The 16,925-nt window shown below is 49.0% G+C and carries 12 protein-coding genes; 4 read left to right on the forward strand and 8 right to left on the reverse strand.

The features are described from left to right. Positions 1–51 precede the first annotated feature (51 nt). The 3 genes from BUE76_RS11390 to BUE76_RS11400 form a co-directional block, all read right to left on the reverse strand. Positions 52–2,337, reverse strand: a complete 2,286-nt coding sequence (locus tag BUE76_RS11390) for a M4 family metallopeptidase (protein ID WP_073046350.1) — start codon at positions 2,335–2,337, stop codon at positions 52–54. Positions 2,338–2,423: 86 nt separating this feature from the next. Next, positions 2,424–3,347, reverse strand: a complete 924-nt coding sequence (locus BUE76_RS11395) for a hypothetical protein (protein WP_143157415.1) — start codon at positions 3,345–3,347, stop codon at positions 2,424–2,426. 773 nt (positions 3,348–4,120) lie between these two features. Beyond that, entirely contained in the window at positions 4,121–4,396 is a 276-nt protein-coding gene (locus tag BUE76_RS11400; RefSeq protein ID WP_143157416.1) for a hypothetical protein, read from the reverse strand. Between the two features lie 373 nt (positions 4,397–4,769). Here BUE76_RS11400 and BUE76_RS11405 point away from each other — a divergent pair, with 373 nt between their 5' ends. The 4 genes from BUE76_RS11405 to BUE76_RS11420 all read left to right on the forward strand — a co-directional run bounded on the left by BUE76_RS11405 (position 4,770) and on the right by BUE76_RS11420 (position 10,985). After that, positions 4,770–6,683 carry a DNA topoisomerase IV subunit B gene (locus BUE76_RS11405; RefSeq protein ID WP_073046359.1) on the forward strand — a complete coding sequence of 638 codons (1,914 nt, stop codon included), beginning with the start codon at positions 4,770–4,772 and terminating at the stop codon, positions 6,681–6,683. Between the two features lie 79 nt (positions 6,684–6,762). Next, positions 6,763–7,668 carry a DUF1835 domain-containing protein gene (locus BUE76_RS11410; RefSeq protein WP_245798408.1) on the forward strand — a complete coding sequence of 302 codons (906 nt, stop codon included), beginning with the start codon at positions 6,763–6,765 and terminating at the stop codon, positions 7,666–7,668. A 213-nt stretch (positions 7,669–7,881) separates the two neighbouring features. Beyond that, a complete protein-coding gene (locus tag BUE76_RS11415; protein ID WP_073046362.1) occupies positions 7,882–10,392 on the forward strand; it encodes a DNA gyrase/topoisomerase IV subunit A in 2,511 nt (836 codons plus the stop codon). 65 nt (positions 10,393–10,457) lie between these two features. Then, the gene (locus tag BUE76_RS11420; protein ID WP_143157417.1) at positions 10,458–10,985 is read left to right on the forward strand and encodes a DUF4269 domain-containing protein; all 528 of its coding nucleotides are present in this window, start codon (positions 10,458–10,460) and stop codon (positions 10,983–10,985) included. A gap of 136 nt (positions 10,986–11,121) precedes the next feature. On the opposite strand, the gene BUE76_RS11425 is transcribed toward BUE76_RS11420, so the two are convergent. The 5 genes from BUE76_RS11425 to accD all read right to left on the reverse strand — a co-directional run bounded on the left by BUE76_RS11425 (position 11,122) and on the right by accD (position 16,714). Further along, positions 11,122–12,234, reverse strand: a complete 1,113-nt coding sequence (locus BUE76_RS11425) for a PQQ-dependent sugar dehydrogenase (RefSeq protein ID WP_245798409.1) — start codon at positions 12,232–12,234, stop codon at positions 11,122–11,124. Positions 12,235–12,528: 294 nt separating this feature from the next. Continuing rightward, positions 12,529–14,064, reverse strand: a complete 1,536-nt coding sequence (locus tag BUE76_RS11430; RefSeq protein ID WP_073046367.1) for a SulP family inorganic anion transporter — start codon at positions 14,062–14,064, stop codon at positions 12,529–12,531. Positions 14,065–14,220: 156 nt separating this feature from the next. Further along, entirely contained in the window at positions 14,221–15,159 is a 939-nt protein-coding gene (locus BUE76_RS11435) for a hypothetical protein (RefSeq protein WP_073046369.1), read from the reverse strand. A gap of 149 nt (positions 15,160–15,308) precedes the next feature. Continuing rightward, positions 15,309–15,743, reverse strand: a complete 435-nt coding sequence (gene smpB / locus BUE76_RS11440) for an SsrA-binding protein SmpB (protein WP_073046372.1) — start codon at positions 15,741–15,743, stop codon at positions 15,309–15,311. 56 nt (positions 15,744–15,799) lie between these two features. Next, complete coding sequence (accD, locus tag BUE76_RS11445) at positions 15,800–16,714, reverse strand: acetyl-CoA carboxylase, carboxyltransferase subunit beta (protein WP_083596650.1); 915 nt, start codon at positions 16,712–16,714, stop codon at positions 15,800–15,802. Between the last annotated feature and the right edge of the window lie 211 nt (positions 16,715–16,925).

The following is a 16,925-nucleotide window of genomic DNA, read 5'->3' on the forward strand; positions in this document are numbered from 1 at the left end:
TGGGCAGCCTTTAGTTTTAGGTTTTTAAGGTTAAAAAATTAAAAGGGGCCTTTAGAGTTTAGTTATTTTCTTAACTGTCCTTTCGTTGCCCTTGATGATCTCAACCAGGTAAACACCCGCAGGTAAACTGCTACCGTTGAAGCTGGCTTTGTTCTGGCCTTTTGTAAAACCAATCCCTTGTTTTTCCTGGAGTTTTTCACCCATTGCATTGTACAGGGTTACCCTGCCTCTAACTTCTCTATCAGATTGGATGATCACCTCAAAGGTTGACTGGAATGGGTTCGGCAAAATTACAACCGGCTGTTTTAGATCCTCCATGGGCGCCCGGTCTGCCTTTGCAATACTTGTAGTTGCTTCAACCTGTGGCTTGATACCTTTTTCAGGATCGCTCATTACAATTAGGTCATCGCGGGTAGTAGCAGGTCCTTCATCAGCCCAGCGGGTTGAAGAGCAGGGCTCCAGGTAAGCTATAAACTTTGAACCTTCTGCAGCCCGGAAGCCCGGATTTAAAATCACCCGGTCGCGGGCAGTAAAATAAACAGTTGTTGCCGAAGGGGTAATGTTTGTAGCACAGCCACCGGCAGATGCTGTTAACTGCGATATAGCCTGGATGAAGGTTCCTGCGGTAGGATAGGTGCCGCAAACATTAAAAGCAAATGCAGGCGATTGCGCTTCCACACCTACGGCATGCCATGCATTACCTACAGCGATGATTTCCTGTGAACACTGACCGTAAATATCCCATGCAGCCTGCAGTGTAGCACGGCGTGCATCGATATAGCCAGAGCTGCTGGTCAGGTATTGGGTGAGTGCACGGTAGGCAATCAGGCGGGCTTTGAAACGGGTAATCCCTGTAACACTGTAAGCCCTGCCAAAATCATCGGTGCCACTGCCACCTTCTGAAACAAGGTAGAACCAATGGTTCTGAACACCGCTATTCGTATGTACGCCGCCGTTATCTAATGAGCCGGTATACCAGTTGGTACCCCGGTAAGTATCAGGGTCGCCATACAGGTTGGGATTGCGCATACTCCTGATGGCACCCCTGTCGCCGCCGATCAGGTAATCGTTAATGCCCTCCGACCAGCTTTCCACCATTTCACCAAAGATGTCGCTGAATGATTCGTTAAGCGCGCCCGACTCACCACTATACACCAGGTTGGCTTCAGACTGGGTAACGCCGTGGGCAAACTCGTGGCCGACGATGTCGTTTGTGTTCCAATCATCAGTAGCCCCGGAAGTATTGCCGGCATAAAAGATGGCCGAATTACCCGTACAACCCCAGCAGGCATTGTTTGAACCCAGATAGGCATTATTGTAGGTAATCATGGATGCCGATGCGCCATTCCAGCCTGCCCTGTTATGCTGGCCAAAGAAATAGTCGTAAGTCATCTTGGTACCCCATTGTGCCTGTACGGCCGATTGTTGGGATGCCAGGTTCCAGTTGTTGTCTGCGTCAGCATAGAGATCATTGGCTGGGCCGGCACCATTGCAGTTGTATACAATCAGGCTGGTAGACTGGCAATTGTTTTGTGACAGGTATACCCCGAAAAAATTGGTGGTATTAAAAGCAACCGTTCCATTGAACGCAGAGGTACCGCTACCGCCAGAACAGTTCATGGCTATATCTGCACTGTTGATCACTTTTCCCGTAATGGCATCTACGTACACGCTTTTGGCAACCACTTTTGGATCGTCTGTATACACTTTAAAATGCCAGGCCAGGCGGTAATTGGCGCCAGCCAGGTTTTCATTGTTGTTGGGCGCATACACCAGTTCTCCTTTGGGAAAGTAAGTTGCCTGGTCATTTTTCATCTGGGCCTTCAATTCTTTTTCCAGGTTGGCGTTCTGCCACAAGTATTTACTGGCATTCATGAATTGAAGGGCGCTTGCCAGGGCTTGTTTTTCGGTTACCGATGCCTGTTCTGGTTGGTTGATGCCGGTTATGAGCTTTCCATTTGCCGATTTTACAAAACCATCCGGTTGTTGGTGCACAATGTACTCGCCATAAACTACCCGCCGGTTTTTATACAATTGTTGATACCGGAAATGATTAAACTTCAGTTCATCTACCGATTTTTTCTGCAGCAGCATGGAGTCGCCTGCCTTTAAACCAAATGCATCTTTGTATTCCCGGAAAATTGTAGATGGATTAATCCGAGTGTCTTCCCTGAACTCAATCCAGTTTGGATTGCTATTGGGCTTTGCGAGTACCTCCATTTTGGGAGAAAGGGACGGGGGACCCTGCGCTACAACAGAAAGGGGCAAAAGAGCCAGCAGTAACATGAGTCTTGCCCATGGATGCAGCTGTTTTTTTTGAAAATATATTTTTTTCATGGCCACATAATTTAATTGCTGCCCAACCCAGGAACCTTGTCCTGGTTCAGGCTTTGAAAATTGTTTGCAATCCTCAGGTCAGGTACTTATTTGTGGCCTTTTTGCTGCTTTTTCTGCAGTTGGTCTACCTGCTTTTGCAAGGCAATAACATACAGCGTCAGTTCTTCTATTTTCTCCATCATTTTGGTTTGCATAGCGCCTACCTGCAAACCGTTTTCCTGGATTTCTTTGGCTGATGCTATGCCCGGCAGGTGTTTGTTTTTCTGTACAAACTGTTCAACTTCGGCAAGGGGCCGCAAGGGATAGTTGTTTTCAAAAACATAATCGGCCCAACCAGTTTCCACCCTAACCTCCTTGGCCTGGATGGCGCCATTTACTGAAAGTTTGTAACTGGGGTTGATGGTTCCGATGCCCACGTTGCCCGAGCTCAGGTTGATGGACATTTTTGAAGAGCCGGAGCCGATAAAATTAAATTGGTCGGTACCATCTATGTATTGCAAGCCCCAGTTTGGAAAAGCCGGAGAATGAGCCAGTACCATCCTGTTGGTGTTGGTAGTGCCAGAAGCCAGCATGTACATCATGGGTGCCGGAGTGCCTGCAGGGTTTGCAAATTGAATGGACTGCTGGTCCGATACAAACTTGAGGTTGCCATCAAGTGTTTGATTGCCTACAACATGAAGGCGTTCTGCTGGCGTGGATGTACCCAGTCCAACGAAACCGTTTACAAATAAACCATTAGAAACTGCTGGTGCGGTGGAACTGCCTACAGAAACACCGCCATTGGCGTGTACCATGAGCTTCGTGCCGTTATTGACATAAACCCTGAAAGGACTGGCGCCGGTGGGTGCATTTACAGCCAACTTGGAAGATGATGTGACGATGCCAATGCCAATATTGCCACCATCGGTTACACGTATCCGTTCTAAACCGCTTGTTCTTATACTTAAGGAAGTAGCGGTGGTAGTACCTAAGATTGCTGGGTTGGCGGGCGCATTTGAGTTTCCTGACATGCTCCAATAAGGTGTCCCATTTTGTGCAAGGATTTCATTGGAAGCAATAGATGTCAGAGCTACCATTAAAAGAAACAGGTTCTTTTTCATAAAAAGAAGAGTTGGGTGAAAGAAATCAGTTAAAGCGAACAGGTAGCAGACAAGGGGTGGGATAGAAGCAAACAGATGTTCCAAGGCTAATGCCTGCAGGTAAAAGGTTGAAATGACGATTTGCTTCGTTGGTGATTAGTTACAAAGGATAACAGACATTGTGTAGGAGAACTCCGAAAGAATAAGTACTTATTGAGTGTAAAGTAAATAAAGGAATTTGGGTTCCACCAGTGTTTTCACCCTTATTTGTTCCGAAAAACTGGATGTGCAAACATGGAATTCAAATGTGTATTGTACAGGTTTTGTAAAGCCTTTCTACAGAACTGTTTGCGAAAAAAAACTTAGTTAAAGGCAGCTCCCATGCGGGTGCCCATCCGGCAAAAAAATAAAACACCAACAATAAAGTACTGCCAGCTTGTAACGATCGATGGATCTGTTTTTTGGTAGTCTAAAAATTCAAAGTGGAAAAAGACAAAGCACCAAGGTCTTCAAGGAAGTAAAGGCCTGCTGGAGAGGGATAATTATAAGTTGGGCACTAAAAGTACTTTCCAGTTTTTGTATGTAATACCAATTTCCAAAACTAATCAGGGACAAAAAAAGGCGGTACAGGTCCTTCCTGTACCGCCCAATGGTTTTACTGTTGGCTTCCCTGCCGCGCTACGCTTGCCCGATCTTAAACAACACTACTCTTCGTCTTCTTCATTATACACATCTTCGTTGCTGCTGTTGTAATGCTTTTCCCATGCTTCCACGGCGGCATCACTCAAACATTCGATGATGTCGTAAATGGCGTCGGTCTTTCGCTTCCAAATGGTGGTGATCTGGTCGTCGTAATGGAACACATACATACAATGATCCGACTCCATCATCACCTTGATCAACGACACGGCCTGGTCCTGCTTTTCCTGTATCAGGTAATAACAACCCGGTTCCAGCAATCCATACGTATACATACTCATCCTCCTTTTTACATTATTTACGGTTACCATGGGTTAGTAAGTGCAAATAATTGAATGGGTCAGGAGCAGGGTTTTGGTGGACAATTGATGGGGTTGTTCCCCTTTGCCCGGGCCAAAATTAGGGGCTTTTCCTTAGCCCGCCCGCCTCACCCGGTAAAGAAATCTTTAAAGACAATACAAATATTGAAAATCAACTACTTAGCTCTATAACTATTCGCCGGAACAGTTTATTTTTTCGCTAAAAAACTTAGCAAATAACGTGTTTTTTTTCCGTATATTTGCCCGCTCTCCGGAACAAAGCCCCGTTATTTTTATCCACTAAAATTGACGGCGGCTTCCCCGGCGACAAACCACAACAGACAGCAACCATCCTATGGCAGAAACAAAAAAAGTAGTAGCCGATTATACCGAAGACAGTATCAGGAGCCTCGACTGGCGGGAGCATATCCGTCTCCGTCCGGGTATGTATATCGGTAAGCTGGGCGATGGCTCCAGCCCCGACGACGGTATCTATGTATTGGTGAAAGAGGTGCTCGACAACTGTATTGATGAATATATGATGGGTTATGGCAAATCCATCGAAGTATCCATTAAAGATAAAACCGTAACCATCCGCGACTATGGTCGTGGCATTCCCCTGGGTAAGGTGGTGGACGTGGTAAGTAAAATCAACACGGGCGCCAAATACGACAGCAAGGTGTTCCAGAAATCGGTTGGTTTGAATGGTGTGGGTACCAAGGCGGTAAACGCCCTCAGCCACTACTTCAAGGTGGCTTCTTTTCGCGAAGGCAAAATGAAGATGGCTGAATTTGAAGCAGGCCAGCTCATTAAAGAACACAAGGAAGTGCCTACTACTGAAGCTAATGGCACACTGGTTTCTTTTGTTGCCGATGACAGCATCTTCCGCAACTATCATTATATCCCCGAGTACCTCGAGAAGCAGATCTGGAACTACTGTTTCCTGAATGCGGGTATGCGCATCAATTTCAATGGTAAGAATTACGTTTCCAAAAACGGCCTGTTGGACCTGTTGGAGCGGGAAACCAATGCCGACGAACTGCGTTACCCCATCATCCACCTGAAAGGCGAAGACATTGAAGTAGCCATTACCCATAACAATGACTATGGTGAAGACTACCATTCCTTTGTTAACGGCCAGCATACTACCCAGGGCGGTACCCACCAGGCAGCATTCCGCGAAGCCTATGTAAAGGTGATCCGGGAATTCTTCAAGAAAGACTTTGATGCGGCCGATATCCGCCAGAGCATCGTTGCGGCCGTTGCCGTACGGGTAGTGGAGCCTGTGTTCGAATCGCAAACCAAAACCAAGCTGGGTTCGCTCAACGTGGAAGAAGGCGGGCAGAGCATGCGCCAGTTTGTGCTGGAGTTTTTGCAGCGCAACCTCGATAACTTCCTGCATAAGAACCCCGCGGTTGCCGAAGCCCTGAAGAAAAAGATCGAGCAGAGCGAACGCGAACGCAAGGATATGGCCGGTATTAAAAAGCTGGCAAACGAAAGGGCCAAGAAGGCCAACCTGCACAACAAAAAATTACGCGACTGCCGTATTCACCTCAACGAAGAACCGCCAACTAAGGGCAAGGAGGAGTTTGCGTTCAAGCAAAACAATACTACCATCTTCATTACCGAAGGTGACTCGGCATCGGGCTCCATTACCAAGGCCCGCGATGTGGAAACCCAGGGCGTTTTCTCGCTCCGCGGTAAGCCGCTCAACTGTTTTGGCATGACCAAGAAGGTGGTGTACGAAAACGAGGAACTCAACCTTTTGCAGCACGCCCTCAACATTGAGGAAGGCATGGAAGGTTTGCGCTTCAACCGCATCGTAATTGCTACCGATGCCGACGTGGACGGTATGCACATCCGCTTGCTGATTATGACCTTCTTCCTGCAGTTCTTTCCCGACTTGGTGAAGAAAGGGCATGTGTACATCCTGGAAACGCCTTTGTTCCGGGTGCGCAACAAGCAAACAACTATTTACTGCTACAGCGAGCAGGAAAAACAGGCAGCCGTGAAAAAGCTGGGCAACAAACCGGAGATCACCCGTTTTAAAGGTTTGGGTGAAATTTCTCCTGATGAATTCGGCCGCTTCATAGGTGAGGACATGCGCCTCCAACCCGTGATCCTCGACCATGGCGATCATATCCAGCACCTGCTGGAATACTACATGGGTAAGAACTCGCAGGAGCGCCAGGAGTTTATTATCAACAACCTGCGTGTGGAACTGGATGTAGTAGAAGAAGGCGCTGTACCTGTTGCGGCAACTACATAATTCCTTGGCGCCTCTGCGCCTTTGCGTGAAAATGTTGCTCGCAAAGACGCAGAGGCGCTAAGCATAACCAAAGCCAATCATGAGCAAAGAGAAAAGAGTAGGAGCAAGGGCTCCTGAAGCGGATATCCCCGCCGAAATCATTCACCTGGTGTTTCAGGAAGCTGATATCGCGGTACTGCAACAGGCTATAGCATTAGATGAGAACCTCGAAGGCGAGGTAATCATCATCCGCGATGACTATGCCGTTGGCCCGCTCAATCAATTGGAAGAAGCCGAAGGCTGGCAGGCACGCAAGGAATGGTGGAAAGAGCAGTTGCTCCTTTCGCCTTACGGCGATACCACCGATATGGTAAATGACCGGATGACCGTGCACAACCTGAAGAAAGTGCTGGACGAAGATGAAAACCTGGCTCTTTGGATCTGGATGGGACAGAACGGACATGATGTGTGCGGCTATTACTGGCTGATTGGCCAATTGAAAGAATACCAGGGAAGGGTGTATGTGTTGTACATGAACAACCTGCCGTTTATTAATGAAAAAGGTGGCATTTTTTATCCCAATGCCATTCATGATATTCCAGCCAAAGAGTTTCGCAAGGCGAAAAAATTATCGCGTGCCGTAACCCTTTCGGAGTTTGAAGTTGACCCTGATGAATGGAAGCGCCTGGCGCAGGAAAACGCCCTGGTGCGGATCCTTGAAGGCGGTAAAAAGATCGCCAGCAAGGAAGCGGATTTCTACGACAGTGAATTGCTTAAGGTAATCACCGGCGAATGGCAGAAGATTCCCAAGGTGCTGATGAATGCCCTGGGCAAGATGAAGATCAAAACCGGCGATGTATTCCTCAATGGCCGCCTGCACCAGATGGCTGCAGCGGGAAAAGTGGAATTGCAGGGCGATTTTTCGAAGGGATGGAAGGAATGTAGCGTGCGGTTGGACGGTGTGGCTGCCCCTGCAGAAAGTGTAAATGCCGCAGCTGCGGAGTAGGTTGCACGCAACGACGCAACGAAATACATCTTTGTAGATTGTTTAAAAAATAGGCAGCTTTCTTTGCGCCGCTGCGCCATAACGAGCAACTTGCCTTTGCGGCGTTGCTCCTGTGCCTCTTTGCGGGAAAACGCTGTTGTAAAAAAATATTCTTTGCGCCTTTGCTCCTTAGTGGCTTTGCGTGCAAAACTTTGTAAAAGACAATAACCTATAATGAGTTCCAAGAAGACGAACTACGAACACGTGCAAACGGACACCGGCATCAACGGCCAGTATAAAACCTGGTTCCTGGATTATGCCTCTTACGTGATCCTGGAGCGTGCCGTACCTGCCGTTGAAGATGGTTTGAAACCCGTACAACGCCGTATCCTCCACGCCATGAAGGAAATGGACGATGGCCGCTTTAACAAAGTAGCCAACGTTATTGGACAAACCATGCAGTACCACCCGCACGGTGATGCCTCTATTGGCGATGCGCTGGTGAACATGGGCCAGAAGGACCTGCTGATTGATACCCAGGGCAACTGGGGTGATATCCGCACCGGCGACGATGCCGCCGCGCCCCGTTATATTGAAGGCCGCCTGAGTAAGTTTGGTTTGGAGGTATTATTTAATCCTAAAACCACCAACTGGCAGCTCAGCTACGATGGCCGTAAAAACGAGCCCATCACCCTTCCGGTAAAATTTCCCCTGCTGCTGGCGCATGGTGCCGAAGGCATTGCAGTGGGTTTGGCTACCAAAATTTTACCCCACAACTTTTGCGAGTTGTGCGACGCTGCCATAAAATACCTGAAAGGAAAACCATTTGCGCTCTACCCCGACTTCCTTACCGGGGCAATGGTTGATGTTACCGATTACAACGATGGCCGCCGTGGTGGCCGCGTAAAAGTGCGGGCACACATCGAGGAGCTGGATAAGAAAACCCTCCTGATCAAGAGTGTACCTTATGGCGTGACCACATCGGCGCTTATCGACAGCATCGTAAAAGCCAACGACCAGGGTAAAATCAAGATCAAAAAGGTAGTGGATAATACTGCTGCTGAAGTGGAGCTGCAGGTGGACCTGGCGCCCGGCATTTCACCCGATATCACCATCGATGCGCTGTACAAGTTCACCGATTGCGAAATCTCCATTTCACCCAACCTCTGTGTCATCATCGACCAGAAACCACACTTCGTGGGTGCAAGCCAGATGCTGCGTACTTCGGTAGACAATACCAAGAACCTGCTGCAAATGGAACTCCAGATCAAGTTCGGTGAGCTGCAGGAAAAATGGCACTACACCTCACTGGAAAAGATCTTCTTTGAGCAGGGCATCTATAAGGAGCTGGAGAAAAAGCACGAGACCTGGGAAAAGGTGATCGAGGCAATTGGAAAAGGGTTTGAACCCTTCCGTAAAAACCTGCGCCGCGATATTACCCGCGAAGACATCCTGAAGCTTACCGAAAAGCCGGTACGCCGCATTTACCGACTAGACATTGCCGAACTGGACGCCCAGATCAAGAACCTGGAAGCGGAGATCCGCCAGGTGAATTACGACCTGGAGCACCTCAACGAATACACCATCGCCTGGTTTGAAAGCCTGCTGAAAAAGTATGGCAAAGGCAAAGAGCGCAAAAGCGAGATCAAGGTATTTGAAGTGATCGAGGCCAAGCACGTTGCCATTGCCAATACCCGCCTGTATGTAAACTGGCAGGAAGGCTTTATTGGTACCGCGCTGAAGAAGGACGAGTTCCTGGTGGAATGCTCCGATCTCGACGATATCATTGCCTTTACACGCCGCGGGCACATGAAAGTGGTGAAAGTTTCCGATAAGGTATTCATCGGTAAGGACATCATCTATGCTGCCGTTTTCCGCAAGGGCGATGAGCGCACCACCTACAACATGTTGTACACCGATGGTGAAACCGGTACCTCCTATGCCAAGCGTTTTAATGTTACCGGTATTACCCGCGATAAGGAATACGACCTTACCAAGGGGCACGAAAAGAGCAAGGTGCACTACTTTACTGCCAACCCCAACGGCGAAGCGGAAGTAGTGCGGGTGCTGCTGAGTCCCAACTGCACGGCCAAGAAAAAGGAACTGGACTTTTACTTTGAAGAACTGGAAATTAAAAGCCGTTCCTCGATGGGTAACCAGGTAACCAAGTATCCCGTTCGTTCAGTTAAGTTCAAAGAGGCTGGTGTAGCTACTTTGGGCAGCATCAAGCTTTGGTTTGATGATAAATTCGGCCGCCTCAACCACGATGGCAAAGGCATCGAGCTGGGGTCGTTCAGTGCTGAAGACCGGGTAATGCTGATTTATACCGATGGTACGTACGAGATCACCGACCAGGAACTGACCCAACGGTTTAACCCTGAGGAAGTGATGCTGGTGGAGAAATATGACCCTGAGCATGTGATCACCGCCATTTACCTGGACAATGACAAAGGCCAGTACAACGTGAAGCGTTTCCGGATTGAAACCAACACCTTGCGCCAGCGCTTTATGTTTATAAAAGAAGGCAAAGGCAATATCCTGGAAGCCGTGAGCACCGAAGGCAAGCCCACCCTCATCGTTGAGCAGGGTAAAGGTTCGATGGCCCGACGCAGCAAGTACAAGATCGCCGATATGGTGGATGTTACCGGCTGGAAGGCTGTAGGTGCCAAACTGATCGACTTCAGCAAGAATGTGCTGATGGAGTGGGAAGTGCCAGCAGAAACAGCTCAGAACTCTCTGTTTTAAACTTGCCAATCATAAACAACAAAAGGGACGCAACTTTGCTTGCGTCCCTTTTGCATTTTACCGGTATGATACCCATCGACTTTACACACATTGACTACCTGCGTAGTGGAAACCTGCGTCAACAAGAGGCTTATACTGCACTAAGCACCATCGGCATAATGGACTTGCTGGGGTCTTATATGCCTTTGCTGGCCGGTACCATTCCTTTAGGTATTGATGTTCCGGGCAGCGACTCGGATATATTGTGTTACAGGACAGATGGGGATGGTTTTGCCACTACATTGCGTCAACACTTCGGGCATTATAAAGGCTTTGCTATTGACCATGTTCAAACAATGCAAGGTCTTGCCACGACGGCTTGTTTTATAGCACATGGATTTACCATTGAAGTGTTTGGCCAGGCGGTGCCGTCACAGGAGCAATTGGGCTACCGCCATATGTTGGTCGAACACCGTTTGTTAGAGGAACATGGTCCGGTGTTTCGCCAGCAAATTATAAATCTGAAAATATCTGGATTGAAAACAGAGCCGGCATTTGCACAGGTACTTGGTTTATCCGGTGATCCTTACCAGGCTTTACTTGAACTTGAGTAGCTCCATCAATTTGGCTGTTGCAAAAAGCCCGCATCCGGCTACCGGAAGCGGGCTTTTTGTTTAATTTTTGATGAAATGGTGGTTAAAAGCTCCTCCCACCGGGAGGTGTTTGGGGTGGGCTATGGGGGCGGGCTTTTTACTTTTTCCCGATTCGGTACAGCCTGCCCTCATCTGTCACCGTGTACAGGGCACCATCTTTTCCCTGGGTAATGTCCCGGAAACGCTGGTTCTCACCAGCCAGTAATCGCTCTTCACCCACCACTTTATTGTCCCTGATCACCAGGCGGGCAATATGTTTGCTGCTAAGGCCTGTAATAAAAAGGTTGTTATTCCATTCTGCTATTCCATCGCTGTTGTAAAAGGTCATGCCGCTGGGCGAGAGCACAGGATCCCAATAGTACACTGGTTGTTCCAGGCCTTCTTTTTGGGTAATGCCTTCACCCACCTTTTGCCCACTGTATTCCAGGCCATAACCGATAGTGGGCCAGCCGTAATTTTTACCAGGCTGTATGCGGTTGATCTCATCGCCGCCACGCGGGCCCATTTCACTTTCCCACAAATCGCCGGTTGTAGGATGAAGGGCAAGGCCCTGCGGGTTGCGGTGCCCCAAAGAGTAAAACTCCGGCCTTTGCTGGCTGATGGTTGGATTGCCGGGTGCCGGTTGCCCTTCCTTGGTAATCCGGATGATTTTACCCAATCCTGAAGCGGGGTCCTGGGCCTGCGGCCTTGTTGCCAGGTCGGAGCGTTCACCGGTGCTGATGATCAGGTTGCCGGTGCCATCCACCACAATACGGCCGCCATAGTGCATGGTGCCATTGTAAGCAGGCCCTGCCCGGTAGATCACGGTAGCGTTTTCTATTTGCTGTTCATTATCCGACAGACGCCCTTTGGCAACAGCGGTCAGGTTACCCTCCTGCACCGGCTCGGAAAATACCCAGTACACCATGCGGTTGGCCGTAAACTGCGGGTCAACGGTCAGACCAAGCAAACCACCCTGCCCGCGATCATCTACAGCAGGTATTCCGGTAATGGAGGGTCCGAGTTGCCCTTGGGTGGTGGCAATGCGCATGGTTCCGCTTTTCTCTGTGATCAGTAACCTGCCATCCGGTAAGGTAGTGATACCCCAGGGGCGGCTTAAAGCACTATTGAGCAGCTTGCCTTCATATGCGGTTTGGGTAGTTACACTGCCAATCCGGGTTTGCCCTGGAAATGCGGGCTGGTAGGAGGTGTTGGGCGGACTTGTTTCCACCGGGGCGCCAGTTGCCGGTGGAGGGGTGTTGTTATCATCATTCCTGCGCGAATGGGAGTTACAGGATTGCAACAGCAATCCGCCAGCTCCAAGAAGTACCCATAAATGCCATTTATACACTACTGATTATTTTAAAGTGACTACCGTTAACCAGCAGAAAAAATAATACCATTCTTGGCAACAGCAGGATAGCACCACAGCAGTTTCTTTCTGCTGGCTCTTGCAGGAACTGTTACTCTTTTCCTTTTGCAGCAAAATAGATGGCCCTGGAAGTTCTGTTTTACCAGCCATGGCTCAGCTTTCTGTACCCACCCTGTATTCGGGGTCTTCCGCAATGTTTACTTCAATAACCTTTTCTGCGTCTGCCAGCAGTTTACGGCAGTCGGCACTCAGGTGACGAAGGCGTAGTTGCTTACCTGCTATTAAGTATTTTTTGGTGAGTTTATTTAAAGCTTCAATAGCACTCATATCCATTATCCGGCTGTCCTTAAAATCGATAATGACCTCATCAGGGTCGCCTGTTACATCAAACTTTTCCTGGAAAGCAGTAACAGATCCAAAAAACAGCGGACCGTATAATTCATAATGTTTTACACCCTGACTGTCGAGGTACTTACGTGCCCGGATGCGTTTGGCACTTTCCCAGGCAAAAACAAGGGCAGCGATAATTACGCCTACCAGAACGGCGAGCGCCAGGTTGTGCAGCCAAACGGTTATTACTGCCACCAGGATGCCCGTGAAAACATCATGTCGGGGCATTTTGTTGATGACCTTAAGGCTTGCCCACTCAAAAGTGCCAATAGCAACCATGATCATGACGCCAGTAAGAGCTGCCATGGGCAGTCGTTCAATTACCGGTGCGCCAAACAAAACGACCGCAAGGATGGCGAGTGCACCAACAATCCCGGCAAGACGGGCACGGGAGCCAGCTGAAAGGTTTACAAATGTCTGGGCAATCATTGCGCAGCCTCCCATTCCGGTAAACAACCCATTAAGCATGTTGGCAGTTCCCTGGGCCAGGCATTCCCTTTTACCATTGCCCTTATTACCGGAAATTTCATCCACCAGGTTTAGGGTCAGCAGTGTTTCGATGAGGCCCACACCTGCCATAATCAAGGCATAGGGGAACACCACTTCAAGGGTATGCCAGTTGAGCGGAACCTGGGGCAGGTGAAAAGGAGGGAAGCCTCCGCTAACAGTGGCAATATCCCTGACCGTTTTAGTATCGATGCCCAGCATCAGTACCAGCAAAAAAACAATGATAATGGCACCCAGGGAGGCAGGGATCTTTTTGGTGATGCGCGGAAATACCAGTACCAGCACAATGGTTAACGCTACAAGGACTGCCATGGTCCATAATGCTGCACCGGAAAGCCAAACGGTTTGTCCATTTGCTATTGTTTTAAATTGCTCCAGTTGTGCCAGGAAAATTATAATAGCCAGGCCGTTTACAAAACCGTACATCACCGGCTGGGGTACCAACCTGATAAATTTGGTTAGTTTAAAGATACCTACCAACACCTGCTGCACACCTGCCAGCAGTACCGCTGCAAATACATAGTCGATCCCATGGCTATTCATCAGTGCGATAAGCACCACCGCTGTTGCCCCCGCACCACCTGATATCATGCCCGGACGTCCTCCGAAAATGGCCGTTACAAGCCCCATAATGAAGGCTGCATATAATCCTGTCAGGGGTGGAAAACCAGCCAGGATCGCAAAGGAAAGAGATTCCGGTATCATGGTCATGGCCACAGTAAGCCCGGCCATGACCTCTGTTTTTAGATTTACCTGCTGCCGAAAATCAAAGAGATGTAAAATAGCCTTCATGCTTTGCTTGCAATTAATGGGCGTTCCGGGCCTGAAGAGGGGCCGGAGCCAGGATAAAGTGGGCAAAGGTAGGAAAGCACACAGGACGGTACGTTCACAGAAACTTGTCCCTAGAATAAGAATGGGCACACGGGCAGCGATTCTGCGGGCACCGCTTTAGGGAGTGGCTGCCTTCTTTTTGCGTATCCGCACAGTCGCACTTTTTTCCAGGTTGCTGGACAGGCGGATATCGTGGCGCTTATTGCCATCATACACAATCATCAGCGAAGTGTTGGGCGCAATCCGGCCCAGGTTATCGGCAAACATGGTCACTTCGTTGAACTCCTTGGAAGGGTCGAGGCCTATTTTAAATTGAATGGCTTTTGCAGAAAGCAGGCGGTTGAAGGAAAGCAGCTGGTCGTTGAAGAACACAGAAATAGAGTCGCCATCCACTTCGCCATTATCGTAAAAATTCACCAGCACCGAGTCGCTGGTAACCTCAATTTCATTTTGCACCTCTTTCACCCGTCCCCTGAACTGGTTGGTCACCACGTAGTTTACTACGGGCCGCTGGAGGATGGTTGCGGCCACCAGCGTATCCGCTTCACCCGGTTGCCACAAGGCATAGCTTTCCCGCTTCCTGCGGATATCAGCATAAACGGAATCGAGGTTCTTGCTGGCTTCTTCATCCAGCGCCATATCCAGGAAAATTTCGGGGCAGGTATTGCGGTATTGCGACTGTCCCACAAAGCGACCATCCAAGTTGGAGCCCTCGCGGCTTACCCGCAGGGTGCCCACAAAGTCCATCATACAATCTACTTCAAAACTGGCGGTAGAGCCATGATAGGTGAGGGCCAGATTGGGAATACGCAGCTGCCGGGTAGTAGTATTGTATGTGCCTTTCAAGGGTATGCTGCGAAAGCTGTTGCGGAAATAATAATTCATCACCCCTGATACCGTGCTGCCGTTCTGTTCCACTACCACTTCCATCGAGTAGTTGTTGGTAGAGCCACCATTGCGCACATTGGCGGTGCCGTACCAAAAGCCTACAACTTTATTTTGGCCTTGGGCAAAATAAGAACAGGCAAGGAGGAGCAGGGTCGCAATCCGTTTCATAGCGGTGGCTTGAGTTCGTTTGAAAATGGCTGGGTTGTAAAAACGGGGGGAAGGTACCTGAAATCAGCCGGAAACAGCTGCAATGGGGGTAAATGCGCAGGCGCCCTGAAAATGAGCGGCTTAGGTTTTGGGAAAACAGCAGGTTGGCGCTACTTGATGTATCGTTTTAATTCTCTTTCGGAATCGCGCTGCTTGATGCTTTCGCGTTTGTCGTGCAGCTTTTTACCCTTGCCCAGTCCAATCTCCATTTTCAGGAGGTTGTTTTCATTAGAAAATATTCGGAGCGGGATGATGGTATAGCCTTTCTCCTTGATCTTGGCCTGGAGTTTCTTCAGCTCTTTTTTGTTGAGCAGCAGCTTGCGTTCGCGCAGCGGGTCGTGGTTGTTGAAGGTGCCGTGGCTGTATTCAGCAATATGGAGCGAACGGATAAAAAGTTCATCGCCATGAAAGATGCAATAGGCATCATTGAAGGAAGCCTTGCCTGCACGGAGGGATTTTACTTCCGTTCCGGTCAATACGATGCCGGCGACGTACCTGTCGTCGAAAAAGTATTCGTAAAAAGCGGAGCGGTTGCGTATATCCATGGTAAGGCTGGTAATACACCTAACAGGCTTAGGAAACCTGTTAGGTGTTTAAAAAATTATCCTTTAAAAAGTGTGAGTACAGTAGCCAGTTTGTTTTTCAGTTCCTTACGGTCAACGATAAAATCGAGGAAGCCGTGCTCCAGGATAAACTCGCTGCGCTGGAAACCGGGCGGCAAATCTTTCTTGATGGTTTCTTTGATCACACGCGGACCGGCAAAACCAATCAAGGCTCCCGGTTCGGCGATGTTGAGGTCGCCAAGCATACCAAAGGAAGCCGAAATGCCACCAAAAGTAGGATCGGTAAGCATGGAAATATAAGGCAGTTGGGCATCGCTCAGTTGGGACAGCTTGCCGCTGGTTTTTGCCAGCTGCATCAACGAGAAGGCGCTTTCCATCATCCGGGCGCCCCCGCTTTTGCTGATCACCATGTAAGGCACTTTGTGCTCGATGCAGTAGTCAACAGCCCTGCTGAACTTCTCGCCCATTACCGAACCCAGCGAACCACCAATGAACTCGAAGTCCATACAGGCTACCACCAGGTCCTGGCCGTTTACCTTACCATGCGCCACCCGCATGGCGTCCTTCAGGTCGGTTTTCGACCAGGACTCTTCCAGGCGTTTATGGTAGGGCTTCAAATCGGTAAAGCCCAGGAAATCCTTGGCGCGGATATTTTCAAAAAGCTCGGTAAACTCGGCGTTATCGAAGATGATATCGTAGTACTCAGAACTGCCTACGCGGTGGTGGTAATTACACTTGGGGCAAACAAAAAGCGCTTCCCTGAGCTCGCTCACCGTGCAGATATAATTGCACTCGGGGCATTTGCTCCAAAGGCCTTCAGGCGTTTCTTTTTTTTCCGATGAAGGCGTCAGGATGCCTTTTTTGATGCGCTGGAACCAACGGGTCTTTGTCTCCTCGGTCTTTCCTTCCTCACCCGCTAGGTTGGCGTCAAAATCCTCAAATTGTTGAACCATAATGGAAAATTGCTGACGGCAAATATAGGGCAATGTGGTAATTAGCTAATAAGCCAATGAAGCAATATGCTAATTAGCCAGGTAGCTATTGTGGTAAAAAGAAAATACAGGTTCATTCCGGTAATAAATATGGCATAAGTAACCTTATTTCTAATCACCAATTACCATAAAAAACAGGTGCTCAAATCAAGGAACCCTTGTGGTTTACCCC

The organism is Cnuella takakiae, from assembly GCF_001953305.1.
Classification (GTDB): Bacteria; Bacteroidota; Bacteroidia; order Chitinophagales; family Chitinophagaceae; genus Flavisolibacter; species Flavisolibacter takakiae.

Excerpts from the sequence above, each read along its gene's own strand:
- BUE76_RS11395 (WP_143157415.1), bottom strand. The coding sequence starts at position 3,347 with ATGTCAGGAAACTCAAATGCGCCCGCCAACCCAGCAATCTTAGGTACT.
- BUE76_RS11390 (WP_073046350.1), bottom strand. The coding sequence starts at position 2,337 with ATGAAAAAAATATATTTTCAAAAAAAACAGCTGCATCCATGGGCAAGA.
- BUE76_RS11410 (WP_245798408.1), top strand. The coding sequence starts at position 6,763 with ATGAGCAAAGAGAAAAGAGTAGGAGCAAGGGCTCCTGAAGCGGATATC.
- BUE76_RS11400 (WP_143157416.1), bottom strand. The coding sequence starts at position 4,396 with ATGAGTATGTATACGTATGGATTGCTGGAACCGGGTTGTTATTACCTG.
- BUE76_RS11420 (WP_143157417.1), top strand. The coding sequence starts at position 10,458 with ATGATACCCATCGACTTTACACACATTGACTACCTGCGTAGTGGAAAC.
- BUE76_RS11430 (WP_073046367.1), bottom strand. The coding sequence starts at position 14,064 with ATGAAGGCTATTTTACATCTCTTTGATTTTCGGCAGCAGGTAAATCTA.
- accD (WP_083596650.1), bottom strand. The coding sequence starts at position 16,714 with ATGGTTCAACAATTTGAGGATTTTGACGCCAACCTAGCGGGTGAGGAA.
- BUE76_RS11405 (WP_073046359.1), top strand. The coding sequence starts at position 4,770 with ATGGCAGAAACAAAAAAAGTAGTAGCCGATTATACCGAAGACAGTATC.
- BUE76_RS11435 (WP_073046369.1), bottom strand. The coding sequence starts at position 15,159 with ATGAAACGGATTGCGACCCTGCTCCTCCTTGCCTGTTCTTATTTTGCC.
- smpB (WP_073046372.1), bottom strand. The coding sequence starts at position 15,743 with ATGGATATACGCAACCGCTCCGCTTTTTACGAATACTTTTTCGACGAC.
- BUE76_RS11415 (WP_073046362.1), top strand. The coding sequence starts at position 7,882 with ATGAGTTCCAAGAAGACGAACTACGAACACGTGCAAACGGACACCGGC.